General features: G+C 63.2%; 24 protein-coding genes. 12 read left to right on the top strand and 12 right to left on the bottom strand.

Annotated elements, in window-relative coordinates:
* Positions 1 to 44: 44 nt before the first annotated feature.
* Together ACYG9Z_RS10300 and ACYG9Z_RS10295 are read right to left on the bottom strand one after the other, a co-directional pair.
* Positions 45 to 1,325 (bottom strand): GNAT family N-acetyltransferase, encoded by a 1,281-nt coding sequence (locus tag ACYG9Z_RS10300; protein ID WP_023751708.1) that lies wholly within the window; start codon positions 1,323 to 1,325, stop codon positions 45 to 47.
* The gene (locus ACYG9Z_RS10295; protein WP_245259877.1) at positions 1,325 to 2,668 is read right to left on the bottom strand and encodes a lipopolysaccharide biosynthesis protein; all 1,344 of its coding nucleotides are present in this window, start codon (positions 2,666 to 2,668) and stop codon (positions 1,325 to 1,327) included. Before ACYG9Z_RS10295 ends, ACYG9Z_RS10300 begins: the two co-directional genes overlap by 1 nt.
* A gap of 524 nt (positions 2,669 to 3,192) precedes the next feature.
* On the opposite strand from ACYG9Z_RS10295, the gene ACYG9Z_RS10290 reads away from it, so the two are divergent.
* Positions 3,193 to 3,537 carry a hypothetical protein gene (locus ACYG9Z_RS10290; protein ID WP_023711751.1) on the top strand — a complete coding sequence of 115 codons (345 nt, stop codon included), beginning with the start codon at positions 3,193 to 3,195 and terminating at the stop codon, positions 3,535 to 3,537.
* A gap of 359 nt (positions 3,538 to 3,896) precedes the next feature.
* Here the strand turns inward: ACYG9Z_RS10290 and ACYG9Z_RS10285 are convergent, their stop codons facing one another.
* From ACYG9Z_RS10285 to ACYG9Z_RS10260, 6 genes are all read right to left on the bottom strand, one after another.
* Positions 3,897 to 4,343 carry a DUF5615 family PIN-like protein gene (locus ACYG9Z_RS10285; RefSeq protein WP_023711753.1) on the bottom strand — a complete coding sequence of 149 codons (447 nt, stop codon included), beginning with the start codon at positions 4,341 to 4,343 and terminating at the stop codon, positions 3,897 to 3,899.
* Between the two features lie 4 nt (positions 4,344 to 4,347).
* On the bottom strand, positions 4,348 to 5,046 hold the full coding sequence (locus ACYG9Z_RS10280) for a DUF433 domain-containing protein (protein ID WP_023711754.1): 699 nt from the start codon (positions 5,044 to 5,046) through the stop codon (positions 4,348 to 4,350).
* Positions 5,031 to 5,981: an IS1595 family transposase gene (locus ACYG9Z_RS10275; RefSeq protein WP_023711755.1), complete on the bottom strand. Its 951-nt coding sequence runs from the start codon at positions 5,979 to 5,981 to the stop codon at positions 5,031 to 5,033. The genes ACYG9Z_RS10280 and ACYG9Z_RS10275 overlap by 16 nt, the downstream gene beginning before the upstream one ends.
* Before the next feature lie 447 nt (positions 5,982 to 6,428).
* Positions 6,429 to 6,932, bottom strand: a complete 504-nt coding sequence (locus ACYG9Z_RS10270) for a hypothetical protein (RefSeq protein ID WP_023751710.1) — start codon at positions 6,930 to 6,932, stop codon at positions 6,429 to 6,431.
* 156 nt (positions 6,933 to 7,088) lie between these two features.
* Positions 7,089 to 7,394 carry a hypothetical protein gene (locus tag ACYG9Z_RS10265; protein WP_081731383.1) on the bottom strand — a complete coding sequence of 102 codons (306 nt, stop codon included), beginning with the start codon at positions 7,392 to 7,394 and terminating at the stop codon, positions 7,089 to 7,091.
* On the bottom strand, positions 7,372 to 7,644 hold the full coding sequence (locus ACYG9Z_RS10260) for a DUF4242 domain-containing protein (RefSeq protein WP_023673765.1): 273 nt from the start codon (positions 7,642 to 7,644) through the stop codon (positions 7,372 to 7,374). Before ACYG9Z_RS10260 ends, ACYG9Z_RS10265 begins: the two co-directional genes overlap by 23 nt.
* A 244-nt stretch (positions 7,645 to 7,888) precedes the next feature.
* On the opposite strand from ACYG9Z_RS10260, the gene ACYG9Z_RS10255 reads away from it, so the two are divergent.
* Positions 7,889 to 10,477, top strand: a complete 2,589-nt coding sequence (locus tag ACYG9Z_RS10255; RefSeq protein WP_031244046.1) for a helix-turn-helix transcriptional regulator — start codon at positions 7,889 to 7,891, stop codon at positions 10,475 to 10,477.
* 192 nt (positions 10,478 to 10,669) lie between these two features.
* Here the strand turns inward: ACYG9Z_RS10255 and secA are convergent, their stop codons facing one another.
* Entirely contained in the window at positions 10,670 to 13,402 is a 2,733-nt protein-coding gene (gene secA / locus ACYG9Z_RS10250) for a preprotein translocase subunit SecA (protein WP_023751712.1), read from the bottom strand.
* Between the two features lie 244 nt (positions 13,403 to 13,646).
* On the opposite strand from secA, the gene ACYG9Z_RS10245 reads away from it, so the two are divergent.
* Positions 13,647 to 14,567 carry a peptidylprolyl isomerase gene (locus ACYG9Z_RS10245; RefSeq protein WP_023686683.1) on the top strand — a complete coding sequence of 307 codons (921 nt, stop codon included), beginning with the start codon at positions 13,647 to 13,649 and terminating at the stop codon, positions 14,565 to 14,567.
* A 44-nt stretch (positions 14,568 to 14,611) separates the two neighbouring features.
* On the opposite strand, the gene ACYG9Z_RS10240 is transcribed toward ACYG9Z_RS10245, so the two are convergent.
* Together ACYG9Z_RS10240 and ACYG9Z_RS10235 are read right to left on the bottom strand one after the other, a co-directional pair.
* Complete coding sequence (locus ACYG9Z_RS10240; protein ID WP_023714960.1) at positions 14,612 to 15,199, bottom strand: TetR/AcrR family transcriptional regulator; 588 nt, start codon at positions 15,197 to 15,199, stop codon at positions 14,612 to 14,614.
* Positions 15,200 to 15,338: 139 nt separating this feature from the next.
* Complete coding sequence (locus ACYG9Z_RS10235) at positions 15,339 to 16,565, bottom strand: caspase family protein (protein WP_023751713.1); 1,227 nt, start codon at positions 16,563 to 16,565, stop codon at positions 15,339 to 15,341.
* A gap of 169 nt (positions 16,566 to 16,734) precedes the next feature.
* On the opposite strand from ACYG9Z_RS10235, the gene argJ reads away from it, so the two are divergent.
* The 5 genes from argJ to ACYG9Z_RS10210 all read left to right on the top strand — a co-directional run bounded on the left by argJ (position 16,735) and on the right by ACYG9Z_RS10210 (position 19,881).
* Positions 16,735 to 17,976, top strand: coding sequence for a bifunctional glutamate N-acetyltransferase/amino-acid acetyltransferase ArgJ (gene argJ, locus ACYG9Z_RS10230; protein WP_023751714.1), 1,242 nt, complete (start codon positions 16,735 to 16,737; stop codon positions 17,974 to 17,976).
* Between the two features lie 29 nt (positions 17,977 to 18,005).
* Positions 18,006 to 18,755 carry a GNAT family N-acetyltransferase gene (locus tag ACYG9Z_RS10225; RefSeq protein WP_031244048.1) on the top strand — a complete coding sequence of 250 codons (750 nt, stop codon included), beginning with the start codon at positions 18,006 to 18,008 and terminating at the stop codon, positions 18,753 to 18,755.
* Entirely contained in the window at positions 18,752 to 19,168 is a 417-nt protein-coding gene (gene mutT, locus ACYG9Z_RS10220) for an 8-oxo-dGTP diphosphatase MutT (RefSeq protein ID WP_023685791.1), read from the top strand. Before ACYG9Z_RS10225 ends, mutT begins: the two co-directional genes overlap by 4 nt.
* Before the next feature lie 97 nt (positions 19,169 to 19,265).
* Positions 19,266 to 19,574 carry a hypothetical protein gene (locus ACYG9Z_RS10215; RefSeq protein ID WP_023751716.1) on the top strand — a complete coding sequence of 103 codons (309 nt, stop codon included), beginning with the start codon at positions 19,266 to 19,268 and terminating at the stop codon, positions 19,572 to 19,574.
* Positions 19,575 to 19,698: 124 nt separating this feature from the next.
* A complete protein-coding gene (locus ACYG9Z_RS10210) occupies positions 19,699 to 19,881 on the top strand; it encodes a Flp family type IVb pilin (RefSeq protein WP_023672984.1) in 183 nt (60 codons plus the stop codon).
* Between the two features lie 12 nt (positions 19,882 to 19,893).
* On the opposite strand, the gene ACYG9Z_RS10205 is transcribed toward ACYG9Z_RS10210, so the two are convergent.
* Complete coding sequence (locus ACYG9Z_RS10205; protein WP_023733657.1) at positions 19,894 to 20,766, bottom strand: methyltransferase domain-containing protein; 873 nt, start codon at positions 20,764 to 20,766, stop codon at positions 19,894 to 19,896.
* A 72-nt stretch (positions 20,767 to 20,838) separates the two neighbouring features.
* Between ACYG9Z_RS10205 and ACYG9Z_RS10200 the strand changes: the two genes are divergently transcribed.
* From ACYG9Z_RS10200 to ACYG9Z_RS10185, 4 genes are all read left to right on the top strand, one after another.
* Complete coding sequence (locus ACYG9Z_RS10200) at positions 20,839 to 21,624, top strand: ComF family protein (protein WP_196813620.1); 786 nt, start codon at positions 20,839 to 20,841, stop codon at positions 21,622 to 21,624.
* A gap of 21 nt (positions 21,625 to 21,645) precedes the next feature.
* Positions 21,646 to 21,927 carry a glutaredoxin 3 gene (grxC, locus tag ACYG9Z_RS10195; protein WP_023672982.1) on the top strand — a complete coding sequence of 94 codons (282 nt, stop codon included), beginning with the start codon at positions 21,646 to 21,648 and terminating at the stop codon, positions 21,925 to 21,927.
* A gap of 86 nt (positions 21,928 to 22,013) precedes the next feature.
* Positions 22,014 to 22,880, top strand: a complete 867-nt coding sequence (locus tag ACYG9Z_RS10190; RefSeq protein ID WP_023751717.1) for a carbon-nitrogen hydrolase family protein — start codon at positions 22,014 to 22,016, stop codon at positions 22,878 to 22,880.
* Positions 22,877 to 23,302, top strand: coding sequence for a DUF1178 family protein (locus ACYG9Z_RS10185; RefSeq protein WP_023701430.1), 426 nt, complete (start codon positions 22,877 to 22,879; stop codon positions 23,300 to 23,302). The genes ACYG9Z_RS10190 and ACYG9Z_RS10185 overlap by 4 nt, the downstream gene beginning before the upstream one ends.
* Positions 23,303 to 23,305 lie beyond the last annotated feature (3 nt).

Raw genomic sequence — 23,305 nt, 5'->3', positions numbered from 1 at the left:
TTGCCGCCGGAGCCATAGCTGGTGTCTTGCCGTTGATCCAGTGGCTATCGCCGTCCCAGCAAACTCTTCACGCGATTGCGCAGCAGGCGGGCCATGTTGCGGGTCTCGCGGTAGAGGTGCAGCTGCGAAGCCGCCTGGCGGGCCAGCCGATCGGCATCCGGCGTCAGCCCGATCACCAGCGAGCCCATCGGCTTGCGCTCGCTCCACAGCCGGCTCATCACCGGGTGGTCGGGCACGGCGCAGGAATCCGTCATCATGATGTTGGGGTCGTCGAGATGCTGCCTGGTCACCTCGATCATCAGCAGCGTGCCCGGCGAATAGGTCGCCAGCGTCTCGTCATAGGCGGTCTTCCAGGTGTAGGCGACGCCGGCTTCGACGAAGACGACCAGGCAGGCGATCGTGCGGCCGTCCAGCGTCAGCGAATGGATGCGGCACATGTCGTGCTCGGCCAGCCGGTGCACGGCTTCGCGGGCAAAGGCGGCGCGGTAGCGGTCGATGGCCATGGCGGTGCGCTCGCGGCCCTTCCAGCCGGCCGCCTCCAGCGTCAGGAAACTTTCGATGGCGTGGCGGATTTCGTCCGGTCCCCGCGCCACGATATGTTCCAGCCTGCCGAGATCCCCCAGGCGCCGTTTCAGGCGGCGGAATTCGCGGTAGTGGTGCGCGCGCAGCGATGCTTTCAAATAGGCCTCGCCGTCGAGGGTGCTTTCGAGCACCGGCCGGTCCGCCTTGCCGGTGGTGACCATTGTCAGGCCGCGCGTCTCGGCAACGGTGGCCAGCACGCTGGCCAACGGGCCGTCGAGGCGTATGTCGGGCAGCACGAAGACCTTCGGCAGCTTCAGATGCGGCCGCGACAGCATGCCGAAGAAATCCTCGACGACGCCGATCGGGTCGTCATGGTCGACCAGCGGCGTGCCGATCGGGCCGAACGGGCTCGACCAGGTGCGCATCACCGGAACGCCGAGCGGCACGGCCGGCCGTTCGACCGAGAACGGCACCAGCAGGCGTAGCCGGTTGCGGTATTCGTCGCCGTCGCGGATCACCGCCAGCTTGACCTCGCGATCTTCCAGCCGGGGCATGGCCGGCGCCAGAAAGCGCGGGTTGAAGAAGACGTTGGGCTCGATCGTGCGGGTGCACAGATAGTCGAGTTCCTCGACCAGTTCGAAGCCGGCCGAAGCCGGATAGATCGCCAGCTTGCGCAGCGGCCGGTTGTTGGCGAGGATCTCGAGATGCGCCGGATCGGCGTCGCGCGCCAGGCCGGCAAGGCCCGACACCATTGCGCCGGCCGGGCCGCCGCTGGTTTCCTCGATCAGCGGGATGGCGGCCATCAGGCGGCTCCCTCGGCAGCGGGCACGAAGATCAGCATGACGATGCGGAGCTTGCGCCAGACGGTGAAGGACAGGGCGCTGGCCTCGAAGACCATGGCGAGGCTGGTGGCGATCGCCGCCCCCCACAGGCCAAAGAGCGGGATCAGCACCACGTTGAGGCCGATGTTGAAGGCCAGCGTCATTGCATAGACGGCGGCGCAGATGTTCTGGTTGCCGCTCATCGTCAACAGGCTTTCGCAAGGGCCGACGGCGGCGCGCGCCACGACGCCGAACACAAGCAGGAACAGCAGCGGATAGCCGGCGGTGAATTCGGGCCCGAACAGCACCAGCATCGGTTCGCCGAGCGCCAGGACCAGCAGCGCCATCAGCAGCGACGGCCAGAACGTCCATGACACGGTCTCGCGGGCGAAGGCGGCGAGCTTTTCCGGTTCGCCATGGGTGAACTGCGCATAACGCTGGGCGACGCCGGCCTTGACGGAGAAATAGACGAAATGCACCAGCGCCAGCGTTTTGACGGTGGCGAAATAGACGGCGACGTCATTGGGCTGGAGATAGGCGCCGACCATCAGCACGTCGGCGTTGGTGAGCAGGAAGAAGAAGCTCTCGACCAGGAAGATCGGCAGCGAGACGATGAACCACTCGGCGAAATGCACCTTCATCGGCCCGGCCGGGATATTCCTGCCCATGCGTGTGGTCACGCCGATGAGCTGGCCGAGCGTGGTGGCGTAGGTGGCGGCGATCGAAGCGAAGATCGCTGTCCTGGCGTCGGGCGCATAGCCCATTGCCAGCATCAGCGCCATCAGCGCCAGGATCAGCACCGGCCGCACCAGATAGGTCGGCGACAACGCAAACAACGCCCAGGAATTGGCGCGTGACTGGCCTTGCAGCAGATCGCCCATGGCGATCATCGGCAGGCAGAACAGGCCGAGGATGAAGGGCATGACATAGTAGCTCTCGATCCAGTTCGCGCACAGCCAGACGCCCAGTGCGCCTAGTCCGGCGATCGCGGTTGAGGCAATCAGCACGAACAGGCGGCTGGCGACCACGATGCCGCGCAGCTCGGCCAGCATGTTGCGTTCGCGATATTCGGGGATGAAGCGGATGACCGAGGTGTGGAAGCCGAGGCAGGCGAGGTTGCCGACGATGACCATCGTCACCCAGACGAGGACGAAGATGCCGTATTCGAACGAGCCCATCCAGCGCGCCATCAGCACCTGGCTGATGAAGGCGATGACGGCGCTGACGATGCGGATGGCAAAGGCGATCAGCGACATGCGGCCGGCTTCGCCGCGTTCGTCGGCGGTGAACAGCACCGCATCGATGCGGCCAAGCAACGGCCTCATGCGCAACGCCAAGCGCTGCGGCAAGAACCGCCCGGCCGTCGTCGCCGCGGAAAAGCGCACCCCGATGTCTCTCCGTTTTCCGGATATTTTCTGGGTTTTGGTGTAGCGGAGACACATTAAGAAAGGGTGGGCAGGCAGGCTCCCTTCTCCCCGTCACTATACGGGGAGAAGGTGCCGGCAGGCGGATGATGCGACGCTGCCATTCTGAAATTTGCGTCGTGAACAAACAAGGCGTGTTCTTACAACCATAGGGCGATTACGTACTTTGCGAACACGCGCATTATCCGGTTAAATGCTGTAGCCGCTACATGTAGTGGTTTCCGCGGAACGTTTTGGAAACGTCACTGCATCTAGTGCCGCATCTCGACTCTGCGCCAGTTTTGATATATATTTGAATCAGTTGCGGGAGCGGTCCTAACCGACCAGCTCCCGCGACGTCCGCGACCAGAACGGTGAGCCGTCGCAGACGCATTCGAACTTCATTCGACCGGGCGTGGCTCTGCCCTGCATTTAGGAAAGAGCCAATGGCTATTAACTTCGAGACTACTGACCCACATAAGCTCCTCGCCGCCTTCAGGAAGGCCATTGACGAAAAGCATGTCGTCACTTGGTCCTACGACAAGGACGGCGATTTTACCCACACGCCGGACCAGTGGAAGCATCTGGCGTGGTTGCGCCCGGTGATCTACACCGGACGCTTGACGATGAACTTCATCGGCAACAACAAGGTCAACACGTCCGCGGCGGGTTACGGCGTCTACCACGGGCGTTTCATCGAATCGATGCTGACGCATTGCGATAAATTGTTCAGCACAGGTTCCGCGACCGCCCTGCCGACGAACAGCGACCACATCACGAAGGTCGCTTGAGACCCTCGAAAAACTTCTCGCGTTGACGTGGGCTCAGAGCGTCCACGTCAACGCATTCGAAGGTCTCCCCATCCACTACCTTTGTGAAGGTCGGATATTCGTCGGGGCGGCGTTTGCGCACGAACTGAATGATTTCTGCCATAGCATCCCCTCAACGCCCGCACGGTGAACCCGTTCCGTAAACGAATTCTTTCGGAGGGTTCTATTTGGCCGGCTTTTTTTTAGCCCTCTTGCGAACTAGCATTGTCGTCTTGGGGTCGGGCGGCATGTGCGCCAGCTTGCCCATCAACAATTCAGCGGACGAGTCTTTCCCATCCGCGCCAAGTTCGCGAGCCATATCGATAAATGCCTGCGACTGGTCAGGCTTTGGCTTTTTTATGGGCTTTGGCAAAGTCGATATCCACCTTTTTGAACAGACCCGTTTCGCCGCTAACATTCCACTCAGGCTGGAAGCATTCGCGCTGCTTCATCTCGCCGAGCTTCGCTTCTATTCGAGGCCACCAAGCGAGGATATGTGACGCCTGTAGGTAGCCACCCGCCATTCCCCATTTCTTGGGCATATGGATGACCTTCATGCCCGTATTGAACACCGCCAAAACCTGCGGATGCTTATGGATAAAATCTGTATCAGCGGTCAGGATTGCGTTCCCGCCAGCCTTTGCAAATTTGGTAATCCAATGCTCGTCTGACATGCCTTTTTGGCCGGCATCATAGACATGGTCGAAGGCAAATGCCGGAGTCAAAATTATGCGGCGGACCGCGTCAACGATCTCGGGTGAAACGTGTTCATCAGCCCTTATCTTCAATCCGCTATGCCGCCAGAGACAATTCGAACTCTACTGCTTCGTTCACGTCTTTTGGTTCGACGCGAAACCACTTCGCGACCCGTTCAACATTGCCGCCTTCGGCCTTCCATTGCCTAAGCAGCGTGGCTGTCGGCGTGGGTCTCTTCCCTATGACCGGCTGACCAAAAGCCAGGCGCGGGTCAACGATGACGTTTGGAAACTCGTTTCCTAGCGGGTGCCAGGTTTGCGCTATTTCTGTCGCCGGGTTGAACGCCACGTTCTTCGCAACGATAGATTCAATGGCTACCCACATCTCGTATTGATTGGTAGCCAAGTCCCAAGTCGCTTTGTCGCCTTCAGATTCTGCCGCTTGGGCAAATATCTTGCGGCGGTCGGTCAGGTACTTATCGGAATTCGAATATGCGAGCGGGTGCTTGGTTTTCCAGTCATTCCTAAGCTGCTGCGCCGCTCTTCGGATGGTCGGCATAGGCACTTTCTGCCTTCGGAAATGGTCTACGAACCGTATTTCCATCAGATCTAAAAAGCTGACTGTTCGACCTTCGAAATCGCGTTCAATAACAGGCCCGGACCCGCTGTTATTCCAGCCGGTCAGCCATGCCCGTATTCGGTTGGTGTTGTCGATCTGCAGTAGGCGCGCGGCATCCTTCAGGGTGAAGAACCCTGCAAGAAGCGGGTCCGTTCCCTTGGTTACGCGAGCGCCCATGATGAGTCCCGGTATTTCAAACGCTTTCCTACGATGCCCGCCATAGCCTTAACCGTCCTGTTGTTGTCATCGACGCCAAGCGCGATGCGGTTGCTGTAACGGAAGTCGAATTCGGCGAGATAGCGGTGCAGGTGGTGTTCGCCGCAGTGCTGATAGACACCCTTGATGCCACGTTTGAAGATGCTGTAGAAGCCTTCAACCGTGTTGGTGCTGACGGAGATCTTCTCGCCTGCGGCGTCACGTTCGGTCCTGCCGTACTCGTCATTCCTATGGTTGACAGTGCCGTGCATCGCGAACTCTTTGCCAACGCGCGTGTAGTGCGGACCTTCGTCCGTCATCAACGCACTTTCCTTAGCGATGTTCGCCCGAACGATTGGAATAACGCGAGCGACGGTAGCGGTGTCGATATGGAAAGAGCGGGCAATGCCGCTGCGCTCTACCAGCGTAAGAACCGTGTTCTTGTGGCCGCCGCCGCGCTGCTTCGGAACACCCTGCAATCGACCAATGTAGGTTTCATCCGCTTCCGCGATCTTGCCGGAACCGCCCATTGGGGAAAAGCCGCCATCGCGCATCGCCTCGCGCAAGCGATGGAACATGAACCACGCGGTCTTGTACTGGACCTGCAACGTGCGGTGCAGTTGATGAGCGCTGATGCCCTTCTTGCTGGACGCGAGCAGGTGCGCAGCCTGCCACCACTTATGCAGCGGAACATGGCTGCTTTCGAACACTGTTCCGACCTTCACGGTGAACTGCTTCTTGCACTCCAAGCAGCGGCGAAGGCCGGTGCGAGCGGTCGCGCCAGTGACACGGGTAATGCGCGTCTGTTCGCAGTTGCCGCACTTCGGGCAAACCGGATCTTCCGGCCACACAATCGCTTCCAGCCGCTCGAAAGCAGCTTCTTCGTTGTGGAAGCGGGGTTCGGAAAGGATGCTCATTACCGTGCCTCTAGTGTGGTTTCACACTAACACCGACACGCCGTGTTTGTAAAGTACATAATCGCCAACCGTAGCGTCAATGCGCGGTTGCTGTTGAACACGAATTCTGTTTACGCCAGCCTGGGGCCAAAGAGGCGTCGTGAAGCAACAGCAGTGAATCGCCCAGGAAAACAAAACCCGCCTCGGCGGCGGGTCGTCGGCGCAAATCAGCACCATGGACAAAAATGTAGCATACCTGTCGTCACCGTGTCAAGAAAATATTCCTATCTTTCCGTCAGCCATCGGGTCGGGCGCCTAGGGCTTGGCGACATCGGTGGCAAAACGAAAGGCGAGCGAACGCCGGGGAAGACTGGGGAGCCGGTCGGCGTTGCGCTCGCCCCTCCCCCCGCCAAGGGGGAAGGCCAGGCACCGGGTGTCCGGTGCCGGAGGTGTCACATGGGGAAGGGGTTACATCCCCTTCATCGCGTCGCACGACACGTTCGGGTTCATGTCGGCGAAGGCGCCGGTCGGGTTCTGTTTCCAGGCCCAGACATGCAGTTCGTAGAACGGGCCAAGGCCGTAGCGGTTGGGGGCGCTGTTGAAGTTGAACAGCTGGCCTTCGAGCGAAGCCGGGCCTTTCGAGGTGATGTATTCGACCGCTATTAGCTTCAGGCCGCCGTCGGCCGTCGGCTCGTACATCACCGCTTCGGGCTTGGCGACATCGACGGCATCGTCCTTGAGATAGGCGCCGTTGACATAGTGGATGCCCATGGCGCCGCCGGTGATGCCGCTGGCGCAAGGGATGGGGGCATAGCCTTCGGCAGTGGCGGCTGCCACATTTTCGAAGCGGCTGTTGGCGGCGCGCACCTTTTCGGCCAGCGGGTTGGCGTCGTGCGCCTGGGCGGCCGCACCCGCCGTGATCGAGATGGCGGCGAAAGCCGCGAAGCGTGTCGTCCAAAGAGTTATGGTCATGGTCTTCCGTCCGTTTGTTGACGCTCGAGGCGACGGCGGCCGATCAGGCTGCCCGAAGCTGCGGCGTTGGTTTAGGATTTGGTTTATCCGTCCCGGTTCATGCGATGCGGCTTCCGTTGCCGGGCTTTGGCCGCAGCCCTTAAAAACCGTGAAAAATCAACGATCCCAAAAGTAATATTGCCAATATTCCTGCGGGACGTCCCGCTCCGATAGCCCGATGTCGCGCCTCAGATAGTCGCCTTCCGGGGGCAAGCGCCGCCTTTCAGACAGATACGCAGGCAGCTTCGACGCGAACCGCCATAGACGGCCGAGCACGGAGGTTGGCCGGCCGGTCTTTCCCAGGACAGGCCCGATTCCACCGAGCGGCAGGCCATCAGGCAGTTCGCCATGGCCGCGAAGGACAGTTTGATGCTCATCACCGTGGCGACCGAACGCAGGATCAGAGGTAAAAGTAAGGGTCAAGAACCCGCACCTCCGTGATCTTGTCGACCGGCAGCGAGTTTTTCTGAGCGGTGCTGCGGATAGCTTCGGGCGTCGGCGCGTCGTAGATGCAGAAGCTGTGCTTCTTGTCGGGCGTGACGAAGGACTGGATCCAGGTGACGCCCTTTTCGGCATTGCGCATGACGACGCCGCCCACCGCGCTGGCGCCGATGTCGGTCATCGGTATGTTGAGGCCGTCCGGAAATGTGCGTTCAATCAGGTAGCGAGGCATGGAAGGTTTCCTTTTCCATTGGTTCACGCTCGATCGGAGCGCGGCTGGACGTTGACCACGCCGGCCCGGCCCGCGCATCGGAACGATTCCCCATATTTGGCGGGACGATTCCCTATATTGGCGTCGTTCTTTGTGGAAAGAGGCACGGCAATGTGTGCAAAGTCACATTGCGTCGCTTTCTTCACGGGCTAATCGTGAGCGGCCCGCCATGGTGGGAAAACTCCGATCGTATGAGACGATGATAATGATGCTTCTGGAACGGCAGACGCAGCTGCAGCAGTTGGAGAGCCTGCTTGGCGATGCAATAGGCGGCCATGGCCGCGTCGCCGTGTTGGCCGGGGAGGCCGGCGCCGGCAAGACGGCGCTTGTCGAGGCATTCGCGGCCCGTGTCGGAGAGAGCGCGGCGACGTTGCGCAGCGCTTGCGAGGATCTGTCGATCCCCGATCCGCTGGGGCCGCTTTACGATCTGGCCCGTGAGGCGCAATGGGCGCTGCCGCGCGCAATCGACGCCCGGCATGGGCAGAGACTGCCGCTGTTTTCCGATGCGCTCGACGCCTTTGCGGCCAAGGGACCGAGCCTGCTGGTGATCGAAGACCTGCACTGGGCCGACGATGCGACGCTCGATTTCGTGCGCTTCCTTGGCCGGCGTATCGCCAACACCCACATCCTGCTGTTGCTCACGGCGCGCACCGACCGCAGCGAAGGACAGATGCGCGTGCGCCGCGCCCTTGGCGAAATCCCGACCGGCAGCGTGGCGCGCATGGACGTGCCGCTGCTCAGCCAGGCGGCCGTGCTGTCGCTCGCCGATGCGGCCGGCCGCGATGGCGACGCCATCTACCGGGCGACCGCAGGCAATGCCTTCTTCGTCACCGAATTGTTGTGCGCCGAAAACGAAATGGCGCTGCCGGCAAGCGTGCGCGACGCCGTGCTGGCAAGGGCCGAGCGGCTGTCGGTTGGCGCCCGGGCCATGCTCGACGCGGTGTCGGTGTTTCCGCGCCGCGCCGACGCCTGGGCCCTGCAGGGCCTGTGCGGCGTCGCCAGCGCCGGCCAGCTGGCCGAGTGTGTCGCCAACGGCCTGCTCGACGATCTGGGCGACGGCTACGCCTTCCGGCACGACATCGCGCGGCGCGCCATCGAAATGATGCTGACGACGTCGCACAGGCGGCAATTCAACCAGCGTGCGCTGGCGGCACTGCTCGAAAATGGCGACGTCTCCACAGGCCGCCTGGTGCATCATGCGGTCGAGGCGCATAATCTGGCGGCGGTGCGCGAACTTGCGCCAATCGCCGCGCGCGAGGCGTCGCGCGTCGGCGCCCATCGCGATGCCGCCGGCTATTACGAGATCGCCCTGCAGCAGGCCGACAGCCTGCCGGTGATCGAGCGCGCCGCGCTCTACGAAAGTCATGCCTTCGAGTGCCATCTCATCGGCAAGATCGATGATGCGCTTGCAGCGCAGGGACAGGCGCGCCGGTTGCATCAGGCAGACGGCAACAGGCTGAAGGAGGGCGACAGCCTGAGATGGCTCTCCCGGCTGAGCGAAATGGGCGATGACCGCGAGGCGGCGGCCGCCTTCGGCGCCGAGGCTGTGGCGATGCTGGAAGCGGCTCCCGCCGGTCCCGAACTCGCCATGGCCTATTCGAACCTTTCGCATCTGGCGATGCTTTCGGAGAGGGTGGAAGACACGCTGTTCTATGGCGAGAAGGCAGCGGCGCTGGCTGCGCGCATGAACCGTCCCGACATCGCGTCGCATGCCCTCAACAATGTCGGCTGCGTCGAGCAGTGGCTCAATCCGGATGCCGGACGCCTGCGCCTCGACGAAAGCCTTGAAATTGCGCTCCAAGGCAATTTCCAGGAACATGCCGCGCGCGCCTTCACCAACCGCGCCTGTTTCGAGATCACCCAGATGAGCTACGACGCGGCACGTCCGGTGCTCGAGAGCGGCATCCACTATTGCACCGAGAACGACCTCGGCACCTGGCGCGACTATCTCAGGGGCATGCTGGCCGATGTGCAGCTGCGTCAGGGCCAATGGGATGAGGCCGCCGCGACGGCAAGCGATGTCATCGACAATGAGCGGACAACCACCGTGGGCCGGTTTCCGGCGCTGCTGGCACTGGCGAAACTGCGCCTGAGGCGCGGCGATCCCTCGGCCGAGCCGCTGTTCGCCGAAATGGCGCGCCTGGTCGGAAGCGGCGGCGACCTGCAGATGCTGAGCTCTTACGCAGCGCTGATGGCGGAGCAGGCATGGCTGGGCCTGGCCGACAGGCAAGAGGCGCTGGCGCTGATCACCCGCGCCGAAACGCCGGTGCGCTCGCGTGCCCATGTCGGGGAGCTGGCGCTGTGGCGAACATTGCTCTCTCCCGATATGCCGGCCGGCGACACCGCCGAGATGGCGACACCATACCGGCTGCTCCTGACCGGCGACTGGCGTTCGGCTTCGGCACTCTGGTCCGAATTGAATGCGCCATACGAGCGCGGACTGGCGCTCATCCTCGGCGATGACGAGGGGCAGCGTCTGGCATTGGATATTTTCGACGGCCTGGGGGCAAGGCCGGCGGCCCAGCGCCTGCGCGATATCATGCGCAGGAACGGCGTTGGCGGCATCGCCCGCGGCCCGCGCCGCTCGACGCGCGCCAACCTCGCCGGCCTCACCTTGCGCCAGATGCAGGTGCTGCAGCTGATCGAACGCGGCCTCTCCAACAAGCGGATCGCCGAGCAATTGACGATTTCGCCAAAGACGGTCGATCACCATGTCTCGGCGGTGCTGGGCAAGCTGGATGCGGTGTCGCGCGGCGAGGCGACAGCGACCGCGCGCGATTCGGGGTTGTTGTGAGGATCCTTCGCACCCCCCTCTGTCCTGCCGGACATCTGCCCCTCAAGGGGGGAGATTGGCTGTCACTGTGGCTTTCGCCAATTGTCGAAATTGAAAGAAGTTACGGCGCCGAAGCTGCTGATCTCCCCCCTTGAGGGGGAGATGGCCGGCAGGCCAGAGGGGGGTGCTGTCCCGCCGACCTAGCCTTCGAAATCAGGCAAACGCGCCGTGGCAGTGCTTGTATTTCTTGCCGGAGCCGCAGGGGCAGGCTTCGTTGCGGCCGATCTTGCCCCAGGTCGCCTGGTTGTTCGGATCGCGGTCTTCGGGAGCGACGATGGCGTTGCTCTCCTGGCGGACCAGAAGTGCGGTCTCGCCGCCCTCGAAATCGTCCTCGCCCGTGGTGCCGTCAATGTGGCTGCCGAACATTTCAGGCGCTTCGGGCGGCGGTGCTTCGGCGGCCTGGCGGACCAGTTCGACGCGCATCAATTGCGCGGTGACGGCCTGGCGCAGATTGCCGAGCAGCGCCTGGAACAGCTCGAACGCCTCGCTCTTGTATTCCTGCAGCGGGTCGCGCTGGGCGTAGCCGCGGAAGCCGACGACCGAACGCAGATGGTCGAGGTTGACGATGTGCTCGCGCCACAGATGATCGAGCGTCTGCAACACCACCGAGCGTTCGACATAGCTCATCACGTCTGGGCCGAAGCGCTCGGCGCGCTCCTTGGCGGCGGCGTCGGCGGCCTTGGTCAGGCGCTCGCGGATGTCGTCCTCGGCAATGCCTTCTTCCTTGACCCAGTCCTCGACCGGCAGGTCGAGATTGAGGAATTCGGCGACCTCGGCCTTGAGGCCGGCGACGTTCCACTGCTCGGCATAGGCGTTTTCGGGGATGTTCTTGGTGACGATCTCCTCGATGACGCCTTCGCGCATCTCGGCGATCGTCTCGGACAGGCCTTCGCCGTCCATCAATTCGATGCGCTGCTCGAACACCACCTTGCGCTGGTCGTTCGAGACGTCGTCGTATTTCAACAGGTTCTTGCGGATATCGAAGTTGCGCGCTTCGACCTTCTTCTGCGCCTTTTCCAGCGCCTTGTTGATCCACGGATGGATGATGGCCTCGTCTTCCTTGAGGCCAAGCTTCTGCAGCATGCCGTCCATGCGCTCGGAGCCGAAGATGCGCATCAGATCGTCCTGCAGCGACAGGAAGAATTTCGAACGGCCGGGGTCGCCCTGGCGGCCGGAGCGGCCGCGGAGCTGGTTGTCGATGCGGCGCGATTCATGGCGCTCGGTGGCCAGCACGTAGAGGCCGCCGGCGGCCAGCGCCTTTTCCTTCAGGCGCTCGACATCGGCAATGATTTCCTTTTCGCGCGCCTCGCGCTCGGGACCAGCAGGCATGTCGCCCAGTTCGTCCTCGATGCGCATCTCGGCGTTGCCGCCGAGCTTGATGTCGGTGCCGCGTCCCGCCATGTTGGTGGCGATGGTGATGGCGCCGGGTTTGCCGGCCTGGGCGACGATGGCGGCCTCGCGCTCGTGGTGGCGGGCGTTCAACACCTCGAAATCCTTGAACCCTTCCTTGCGCAGGCGCTCGGCCAGCTGCTCGGATTTTTCAATGGAGGTGGTGCCGACCAGCGTCGGCTGGCCCTTGGCGCGCGCTTCCTTGATCTCCTTGACGATCGCCTTGTACTTCTCCTCGACCGTCCGGTAGACCTCGTCGTCCTCGTCCTTGCGGATGACCGGCAGATTGGTCGGGATCTCGGTGACTTCGAGGCCGTAAATGTTGCCGAACTCCTCGGCCTCGGTCAGCGCCGTGCCGGTCATGCCGGAAAGCTTCTTGTAGAGGCGGAAGTAGTTCTGGAAGGTGACGGAGGCCAGCGTCTGGTTTTCCGGCTGGATCGCCACATGCTCCTTGGCTTCGAGCGCCTGGTGCAGGCCTTCCGAATAGCGGCGGCCCGGCATCATGCGGCCGGTGAATTCGTCGATGATGACGATCTCGTCGTTGCGGACGATGTAGTCCTTGTCCTTCTGGAACAGCCGGTGCGCCTTCAGCGCGTTGTTGACGTGGTGGACGATGGCGACGTTCTCGACGTCATAGAGCGACTCGCCCTTGAGCAGGCCGGCCGCGCGCAGCAGGTTTTCCAGCTTCTCGGTGCCTTCCTCGGTGAAGATCGAGGTCTTCTGCTTTTCGTCGATCTCGTAGTCGGGTGGGCCGAGCTGCAGCATGAAGGCATCGATGGTGTTGTACATTTCCGAACGGTCCTCGAGCGGACCGGAAATGATCAGCGGCGTGCGCGCCTCGTCGACCAGGATGGAATCGACTTCGTCGACGATCGCGTAATTGTGGCCGCGCTGCACCATCTGCGCGCGCTCATACTTCATGTTGTCGCGCAAATAGTCGAAGCCGAGCTCGTTGTTGGTGGCATAGGTAACATCGGACGCGTAGGCGACGCGGCGTTCCTCGTCGGACAGGCCATGGACGATGACGCCGACCGAGAGGCCGAGGAATTTGTAGACGCGGCCCATCCATTCGGAGTCGCGGGTGGCAAGGTAGTCGTTTACGGTGACGACATGGACGCCCTTGCCGGCAAGCGCGTTGAGATAAACGGGCAGGGTGGCGACCAGGGTCTTGCCCTCGCCGGTACGCATTTCGGCGATGCCGCCATTGTGCAGCACCATGCCGCCGATCAGCTGCACGTCGAACGGGCGCATGCCGAGCACGCGGCGGGATGCCTCGCGGACGGTGGCGAAGGCCGGCACCAGCAGGTCATCGAGCGTGGCGCCGTTGGCGATATCCTGGCGGAATTTTTCCGTGCGGGCCTGAAGCTCGGCGTCGGACAGCGCCCGCATCTCGTTTTCCATGGCGTTGATCGCCTCGACACGCGGCCGGGTCGATTTTACGCGACGATCGTTGGAGGAACCGAAAACCTTACGGGCGAGACCGCCGAGACTGACCATCCGATGGTCCTTTCGATAGAATTCTCAATTTTGAGATGAGCGCCGGCCGGCCCCATCAATTCCGCGTGAAACGCGGACAAACACAAAAAGCGCCCGGAAAACGGTTCTGGACGCAAAGTCGTTGGACAGATAAGAGGGGGCTCAACTGATGTCAACGCCGCGTTAGCCCTATGGGCAGCGCCAAATTCCGCCACAATCCGGCTGATCTGCAAGCCCTACCAATCCCGCCTTGGAGTTAATCTTGATGTCCTTACTGTTTCGCCGTGCGTCGCTCGCCAGCCTTGGCTTGGCTTTCGGCCTGTCGGCCCTGTCGCTGTCTCCGCTGATGGCCCAGGAAGCCGCTCCCGCCCCGGCCGATGCCGCAGCAGCGCCGGCGGCAGCCCCCGTCGATCCGAACGCCGTTATCGCTACCGTCAATGGCCAGAAGCTGACCGAGGCGGACCTTGGGCTTGCCGAGGGCGAGCTGTCGCAGCAGTTCTCGCAGTTGCCACCCGAGCAGCGCCGCGCCGCCGCCCTTTCGGCGGCCATCGAAATCCGCGTCATGGCCGCCCAGGCGGTCGCTACTGGGCTCGACAAGGATCCCGAATTCCAGCGCCGCATGGCGTTCCTGCAGCAGCGCGCGCTGCATGGCGAGATGGTCGAGAAGGGCGTCGTCGACAAGGTTACCGATGCCGAGGTGCGCGCCCGCTACGATCAGGAAATCGCCAGCACGCCGCCGGTCAATGAGATTCATGCCCGTCACATCCTCGTGAAGACGAAGGAAGAGGCCGAGGCGATTATCAAGCAGCTCGATGGCGGTGCCGACTTCCAGAAGCTCGCCAACGAGCATACCAGCGATCCCTCGGGCAAAACCAATGGCGGCGATCTCGGCTGGTTCGGCCCGGGGCAGATGGTGCCGGAATTCGACAAGGCGGCAGTTGCGCTCGAAATCGGCAAATACACCAAGGAGCCGGTGCAAACGCAATTCGGCTGGCATGTCATCAAGCTCGAGGACAAGCGCACCAAACAGCCGCCGGCCTTCGACGACGTCAAGGACCAGGCCAAGCAGGCGGTGATCCGCGACAAGTATTTCGCACTGGTCAAGCAGCTGCGCGGCGCCGCAAAGGTTGAAATCCCCGACGCCAATCTGAAGAAGGCCGTCGACACGATGGAAGCCGGCAAGTAAGGCCGGCACCGAAAACATGCAAAGGGCGCCGTTCGGCGCCCTTTTCAATTGCGGGAGATGCCTGACATCACATAGCGGACAGTGGCAAGGATTGTCGCCTCATCTTCGTCCAGCCGGTTGGTCAAAAGGTGTTTCCAGGCATAGGAAGCGATGAGGTCGGCGACCAGCGCTGCGTCGATATCGGCCGCAACCTCGCCGCGCGCTTTGGCGCGCTCGATGATCCGAGCGGTGTGGGACACGCGCCCATCGGCATAGCCAGTCAGGGCCGCGGCCGCCGCTTCGTCCGACTGGGCCTCGGCGATCAGCGAGCGGAATACGCTGCCCGAGGATGTGTCGCGCCAATGCGCGAAGAGGTTCCTCAGGAAACCGACGAGGTCGTCTTCGAGACTGCCGGTATCGGGGACGTCGACACGCTTTTGCCGCTTGTAGACCTCTAACAGCAGGGCCGCCTTGCTCGGCCACCAGCGATAGATCGTGGGTTTGCCGGCGCGCGCCCGCCGCGCCACGGCCTCTATGGAGAAGCCGGCATAGCCGGCCTCGACCAGCACCGCCTCCGCGGCCTCGAGAATGGCCTCGGCGCTGTCTGGGTTGCGCCGCGCCCCGATCGATCTGCGCGCCGGATCCTCGCCCATGTCTGTCCTCGCCAACAATCTCGCCGGCAATCCTGGCCAACAATCTCGCCGGCAGTATAGGTGAGCTGGCAGGCAAACGAAACGGCCCGTTTCCAGCGCTTGTAGAAGCAGGCCTCACGTTCGCCCTGCGCGGGGATTTTCAGTTCATCGCTTGCGAGGTTTCCGAGGCGATCCGCCACTGGCCGTCGCTCTTCACCAGCCCAAGCGTGACGCGTGCCTTGCCGGTCATGCGCGCCGCCGATTTGTCTTTCGACATATAGTCGTAGCTCATCGCGAACACGGCTTCGGCGCGGTTCTCGCCCTGCCGCGTCACATTGAGGCTGCCGGGCTCTAGACTGAACGACCAGGATGCAAATTGCGCGAACCAGTCCGTCTTGAGCTTGACGACGGCGTCGCTGTCATAGCGCGTGCCGAAGATGGTGGCGGAAGGCGCATAGAGCCGTTTGACGGTCTCGCCGATCGCCGCGGCATCGGGCGCAAGATAGTCGTCGCGCAGAAATTTCTCGATCGCGGTTTTGTCGTCGCCAACGGAACGTTCGAGCGCTGCCACCTGGCTGGACTGCGCCGGCGCAACGGCCGGCGGCGGCGCTGCAGCCACACCGTCAGGCACAAACTCAAACCGTTCGAGCAGCGAGCCCTGTTCCCATGGGCGCTGGCCCTCACGGGTTTCGGAAACCACGTCGCGGCGCACCGCGATCATCATGTCGTTGATGCTCTGGCCGGGCTCGGCCATGTGTCGCAGCAGGGCGGCGGCGAACGGCGAATTGCGCCCGGTGCCGTCCATGGCGACAGCGCCTGGCGCCGTCGAGAAGGCGATGAAGGAGCCGCGCGTCGAATCGAACTGCGCCAGACCGGCAAGCGCCGTTGCCGAGCGCGTGGTGGCGGTGCGGCTCAGGCTGCGGGCAAAGGGATTGTTGCGGCAGGCGTCAAGGAAAACCAGGCTGACCTTGGTCTGCTGCTCCATGATGTCGAGGACTTCGTCGATCGGCACGGCTTCGAGCTGCAGCTTGACCGGCATGTCGAGCCGGGCGTCGACCGGCACGATGTAGTTGCGCCCTTCCACCTGCAAGCCGTGGCCGGCGTAATAGAAAAGCCCGACGCCCGCACCTTCCAGCGCATCGGAAAATTCGCCGATCTTGCGCTCGAGTTCGCGCTTGCCGAGATCGTTGCCCTCGATGACGTCGAAGCCGATCGAGCGCAGCTTGCCGGCAATATCGAGCGCATCGTTGACCGGATTGGTGAGCGTGCCGGCTTCGGCATAGGTGCCATTGCCGATGACCAGCGCCACGCGCCGTTCCGGCTGCGCATCGGCGCTCAGGAGCAAAAGCCCCATAAACGCCACCGCCAAGATCACCAGCCTGCCCATGGCCGATATCATAACGCCAGAGGCCCCGCCGACGCCAACGGATTTGAAATGCAAGCTTAATCCCTGGTGGCTTGCCCACAGCGGCGGCCAAGAAAACGCCCTTGCGCCGGGCCGTGCTATCGGGCAAACCGGCCTTCGCCTAGCGTTTTTCCGTCGCCCGAGGTCCCCAATGTACGCAACGATTTCGCCGCTCGCGCCGAAGAAATATCCCAAAATGCCTGCCATTGAGGGCGTGCGCATCGCCACCGCAGAGGCCGGGATCAAGTACAAGAACCGTACCGACCTCTTGGCCATGGTCTTCGATGCCGGCACAGCGGTTGCCGGCGTGTTCACGAAGTCGAAATGCCCCTCGGCGCCGGTCGACTTCTGCCGCGAGAACCTTGGCGCCGGCAAGGCGCGGGTGCTTGTGGTCAATTCCGGCAACGCCAACGCCTTCACCGGCAAGAAGGGCCGCGCCTCCACCCAACTGACCGGCGAGGCCGCGGCCAAGGCCGCAGGCTGCACGCCAGGCGAAGTGTTCCTCGCTTCTACCGGGGTAATCGGCGAGCCGCTCGACACCACCAAATTCAGCCATTTGCTGGCCGGACTGGTCAAGGACGGCAAGCCGGATCTGTGGATCGAGGCGGCAAAGGCCATCATGACCACCGACACCTATCCGAAAGTGGCGACAGCGACGGTCAAGCTCGGCGACACCGACGTCATCATCAATGGCATCTCCAAGGGCGCCGGCATGATCGCGCCCGATATGGCGACTATGCTGTCCTTCATCGCCACCGATGCGCCGATCGCCGCCCCCGTGCTGCAGGACTTGTTGTCGCGCGGCACGGCCAAGACCTTCAACGCCGTCACCGTCGACAGCGACACCTCGACCAGCGACACGCTGCTGTTGTTCGCCACCGGAGCCGCTGCCAAGCGCGGCGCGCCCGCCATCAGCGATCCCAAGGATGCGCGTCTCGGCGCGTTCCGCCGGGCGCTGGGCAAGGTGCTCAAATCGCTGGCGCTGCAAGTGGTGCGCGACGGCGAGGGCGCCCGCAAGCAGGTCGAAGTCACCGTTACCGGCGCCAAATCGGCGCGCTCGGCCAAGCGCATCGCGCTGTCCATCGCCAATTCGCCGCTGGTCAAGACGGCGGTTGCCGGCGAGGACGCCAATTGGGGCCGCGTCGTCATGGCCGTCGGCAAGGCCGGCGAGCCGGCCGATCGCGACCGGCTGTCGATCTGGTTCGGCGACAACCGTCTGGCGCATGAGGGCGAACGCGACCCGGGCTACTCCGAGGAAGCGACCTCGGCCTATATGAAGCGCGACGACATTCGCATCCGCGCCGATATCGGTATCGGCCGCGGCAAGGCGACGGTGTGGACCTGCGACCTCACCAAGGAATATGTCGCCATCAATGGCGATTACCGGAGCTGATGGAGTTGGCTTCCAGGCATCCGGCAAGCATGCTCGCCATCGTGCGCCGCTACGAGGCTGCGGGGTTTCGCGCCTGGCCGGCGGCGGCCGTGCATTATGACGGCACCTGGGTGGTGCGGCTGACAGCCGGCCATCCGGCCAAGCGGCTGAACTCGGTCAACCCGCTCGATCCCGGCGACACCCAGCACATTGCCGAGCGCATCGGCCGCGCCAGCCGGCGCTTCGACGCCTATGGCAGGCCGCTGACCTTCCGCATCTCGCCGCTGTCGGGGCCGGACCTAGCCAAGCATCTCGACAATGAGGGCTGGAGCACATTCGACGAATCCCTGGTGATGCGGCTGCCGCTGGCGGACGCGCAACTGGCGCCGGCCATGGACCAGATTCCGCTGAAGGATATCAGCCGCTTTCTCGGCGCGTCGCTCAAGGTCAGCGGCTCGGATGCATCGCTGCGGCCCGGTCTTTCGGAAATCATCGGCGCTATCCAACCCGAAGTCGGGCTGTTTGCGCTGGAGGAAGGGGCCGACCCTCTGGCGGTGCTGATCTGCGTCCATGACGGCGATCTTGCCGGCCTGTTTGAGATCGCCACCGCCAAGTCGGCGCGCAATCAGGGCCATGGCCGCAACCTGATCCTGTCGGCGCTGAAGTGGGCGAGGCTGCGTGGCGCTCGCGAAGCCTGGCTGCAGGTCGAGGCCAGCAATGCGCCGGCGCTGGCGCTCTATCGCTCGCTGGGCTTCGACGAAGTCTATCGCTACCACTATCGCCGGCCGCCGGGCGCATGAGCGAGATCACCGGCAAACGCCTGCTGCTGGTCGCCGCGTGCGCGCTGGTCGATACCGATGGGCGGGTGCTTCTGGCGCAGCGGCCCGAGGGCAAACAGCTTGCCGGCCTGTGGGAATTTCCCGGCGGCAAGGTAGAGCCAGGCGAGACGCCGGAACAATGCCTGATCCGCGAACTGCAGGAAGAAATCGGCATCGAGACTGACATTCCTTGCCTGGCGCCGCTCACCTTCGCCAGCCATTCCTATGATGATTTCCATCTCCTGATGCCCCTGTTCGTCTGCCGCCGCTTCCGCGGCATCGCGCAGCCCAGGGAAGGGCAGGCGTTGAAATGGGTGCGGCCAAAGCAGATGCGCGACTATCCCATGCCGCCGGCCGACGCGCCGCTAATCCAGTTCCTCATCGACCTGTTGTGATACAAAGCCATTTCGCGGTCTGATCTAGCCAGCGTTAATGGAAGATTTATCTCGTCGTGAAAAATTGCGGCAAAGCGGGTTCGCGGGGAGCGATTGCATGAGCCTCGACAGGGAATGGGACTCGATCCGGCCAGATCGCAGCTTTCGCGCCGCCGGCGTCGGCTTATTGCGCGTCACGCTGTTGTTCGGCTCGGCCGCAGTGGCGCTGGCGCTGATCGCGGTCCCCGTGCTGGACAACCAGACGCGATCATCCAGCCGCGATGCTCTTGCAGGCGGTCTCGACCCGATGAGCACGGGTTCAATCGGCTCGCGGGCCACCTATACGCTGCGCAGAAGCGTGCTGCAGCCCTCACCGAGCTCAGTCTGCATCATCCGCGCCGGCGGCCAACGCAGCGGCGACTGCTGACCAACAAGGTCAACACCAGCGTGAGAACTTCAACGCAGGCCCATTTCACAGCCTGTTAAGCTTGTGCCGTTAACCTTTCTTAACAGGTCGGCGATATGGTCGGGGATGAGAGGGATCGACGATCATGAAGCCATTGCTGCGCCGATTTTTGCAGGACGAAACAGGCGCCACGGCCATTGAATATGGCCTGATCGTTGCGGTGCTGTCGCTTGCCATCGTCGGGGGTGTCGGCAAGGCCAGCAATGCGATCCAGTTTCTGTTCAGCGACAACAACAGCAGGCTCGCAAACGCCTTCGCCGAGCACTGATCCGGAGCGCCGTCACCGCCCGCCGGGGTTTTCCAGTATCGTCTTCAGCGAGACCTTCGCCGAACCCGGTTTCAAGGGCTTTTGCTGCGAGGCATCGGGCGCCCAGCCCGACATCCAGACGATGGAAAAGCTTGCCCTGATGCGGCCATCAGCGTCCGAAAAGCGTTCGGCATAGATTTCGGCGGCACGGGTAAAAAGCTTTCGCGCTCCCGGTCGCCGGCTGCGATCAGTCAGCGCGCTGGTTTCGCCCATCGCCCTGAGATCGGCAATGAGGTCGAAGAGGGTATCGTAGCGGACGGTCACCGTTTCGACGTCGGCCACCGGCAGCGCCAGTCCGGCGCGCTGCAGCAGTGCGCCGGCGTCGCGAACATCGGTGAAGGGGATGACACGCGGGCTGGCGCCGCCATAGAGTTCGGTCTCGGCGGCGAGCAGGCTTTCGCGCAATTCGGAAAGCGTGCCGGCGCCGGCAAAGGCGCCGAGGAAAAGCCCGTCGGGCCGCAGAGCGCGGCGGATCTGCACCAGCATGCCGGGAATGTCGTTCATCGCCTGCAACGACAGAAGTGAAACGACGAGGTCGAGGCTTTCCGGCTGGAACGGCACTGTTTCCAGCGGTGCTATCAGCCCTGGCCGGCCGTCCAGAAACGCTGGATCTGCCTCGACGCGCACGATCTCCGCTGCCTTGCCGCTTGCAGCGACCACGTCCGTTGCGTCCGGCGTCTGGCAAAACAGCACCGCGGCCTTGCCGAATTTCCGCTCGACCGCGCCGAGCCGGTCGGCAAGGTCTTCCGCCGCCCGCCGCATCAGAAAATCCGCGCCGGCTACGGGGTGGGCCAGCGCCCTGCGCTTGCGCACCAGCCAAAGTTCAGTATCGATGATCGGCTGCAACGGTAGACATCCCTGTTTGTCCGTCTAGTGATATCCTGGCGCGGACGACAAAACCACGTGGCCGATCCGGTGATGGAGATCAAGAGCCTCGCTCAAACCATGTTGAAACTGGCCATGTTGGACTGGCCGGCGCGGATGCTGTTCCCGCCGGTCTGTGCCGGCTGTCGCAGGCACGTCTCGCAACCCGGCGTTTTGTGCGGTGCCTGCTGGCCGAAACTCAGGCTGCTGGAGCGGCCATGGTGCGCGGTGATGGGCACGCCATTCACGCACGATATGGGCGAGGGATTCCTGTCGGCCGAGGCGATCGCCGATCCGCCGCCGTTCGAGCGGGCGCGGGCGGCCGTGGCCTATTCAGGTGTCGCCCGCCAGATGGTGCAAGGTCTGAAATACCAGGATCGCACCGATCTGGCGCCGTGGATGGCGCGCTGGATGCTGCGCGCCGGCGCTGAGGTAATTGCAGACGCCGATGTCGTCGTACCGGTGCCGCTGCACTGGCGGCGCTTCTTTCGGCGGCAGTTCAACCAGTCGGCGGAGTTGGCAAGGGCGGTTGCGCAGCTTAGCGGGCTGCCTTTCTCGCCCTCGGCGGTCCGGCGCGTCAAGCTCACGCGCCAGCAGGTCGGGCTGGAGCGGCAGGAGCGCGAGGACAATGTGCGCGCCGCCTTCCGTGTGCCTGCGGAAGCCGAAATCGAGATCACTGGGCGCCGCGTGCTTCTGGTCGACGATGTCTACACCACCGGCGCTACTGTGCGCTCGGTCGCCAAGGCGCTGAAGAAGGGCGGCGCCGGAGCGGTCGATGTGCTGACCTTTGCGCGTGTCCTGCCGGGGGACTTTCGGGCCGACGAGTCCGCGACTATATAAGGCAAGGAAAGGCACGGACCGATGCTCGATGTGACGATTTACACCCGTATGATGTGCGGCTATTGCGCAGCGGCCAAGCGGTTGCTCGACCGCAAGGGCGTCGCCTACACCGAGCATGACGCTTCGTTTTCGCCGGAATTGCGCCAGGAAATGATTTCGCGGGCGCATGGCCGCTCGACCTTTCCGCAGATTTTCATCGGCGACACGCATGTCGGCGGCTCCGACGACCTCCACGAGTTGGAGGCACGGGGGCAGCTGGATAGGCTGCTTGCCAACGGCTCGACGACAAAGAGCGGTTCGTAGCGCCGCTCTATGTCTTTGTTTTTACGCAATTCCGGACGGAAAACCGTTACACACTTTTCCTGGAATTGCTCAAAGAGGACGTGACGATGGGTATTTTCAAGGCGGCGGCGATCCAGATGCGTTCGGGCGAGAGCCCCGAGCGCAACGCGGTCGATCTCGAACGGCTGGTGCGCGAAGCGGCAGGCCTCGGTGCAACCTACATCCAGACCCCGGAAATGACCGGTGCGCTGATCCGCGACAAGGAAGCCAGGGCTGCTTCCTTCACCTTGGAAGAAAAGGACATCGTCGTGGCGGCCGCGCGCAAGCTCGCCAGCGAACTCGGCGTCTTCCTGCACATCGGCTCGACCGCCATCCTGCGCACCGACGGCAAGCTCGCCAACCGGGCGCTGCTGTTTGGGCCGGACGGCGCCACCCTTGCCACCTACGACAAGATCCACATGTTCGATGTCGACCTCGACAATGGCGAGAGCTGGCGCGAATCCGCCGCCTATGAGCCGGGCACCGAGGCCGTCGTCACCGAGATCGACGGCGCTAGTCTCGGCTTTGCCGTCTGCTACGATCTACGCTTTCCACAGCTGTTCCGCGCCGAGGCGATGGCCGGCGCCGACCTCTTGTCGGTGCCTGCCGCCTTCACCCGCCAGACCGGCGAGGCGCACTGGCATGTGCTGCTGCGAGCCCGTGCCATCGAGAACGGCGCCTATGTGGTTGCTGCAGCACAAGGTGGCCTGCATGAGGATGGCCGCGAAACCTATGGCCATTCGCTGATCGTCGACCCATGGGGTCGAATTCTCGCCGAGGCCGACCATGACGATCCGGAGGTGATCATCGCCGAGATCGACACGGCGCAGTCGTCGGCCGCGCGTAAGAAAATCCCCAATCTCAAGAACGCGCGTGATTTTGCCGTCAATGCCGGCGCAGTGGAAGCGCCGCGGCTCAGGGGCGCGGCTTCGTGATCCGCTTTGCCCTGATCTGCGAGCACGAGCACGAATTCGAGGGCTGGTTTCGCAGCAATGACGATTTCGACACGCAGAAAAAGCGTGGCTTTGTCGACTGCCCGAGCTGCGGCTCACACAAGGTGCAAAAGGCGCTGATGGCGCCGGCGGTGTCCACCGCGCGCAGCCGAGAAACGATCGCGCTGGCCATGGGCGAAACCCAGAAGCAGGCGCTGGCGCAACTGAAGGCGATGGCCGAGAAGGTGCGCGAGAATGCCGACTATGTCGGCGACAAGTTTGCCGAAGAAGCGCGCAAGATCCATTTCGGCGAGAGCGATGCGCGCGGCATCTATGGCGAGGCGACGTTGGACGAAGCCAAGAGCTTGGCCGAGGATGGCATCGATTTCATGCCGATCCCGAGTTTTCCCGAGGAGCGCAATTGAGCG

This window comes from Mesorhizobium sp. RSR380A (genome assembly GCF_054719385.1).
Note: the sequence above shows the minus strand (reverse complement) of the source record. Positions and strands in the feature narration are given on the sequence as shown.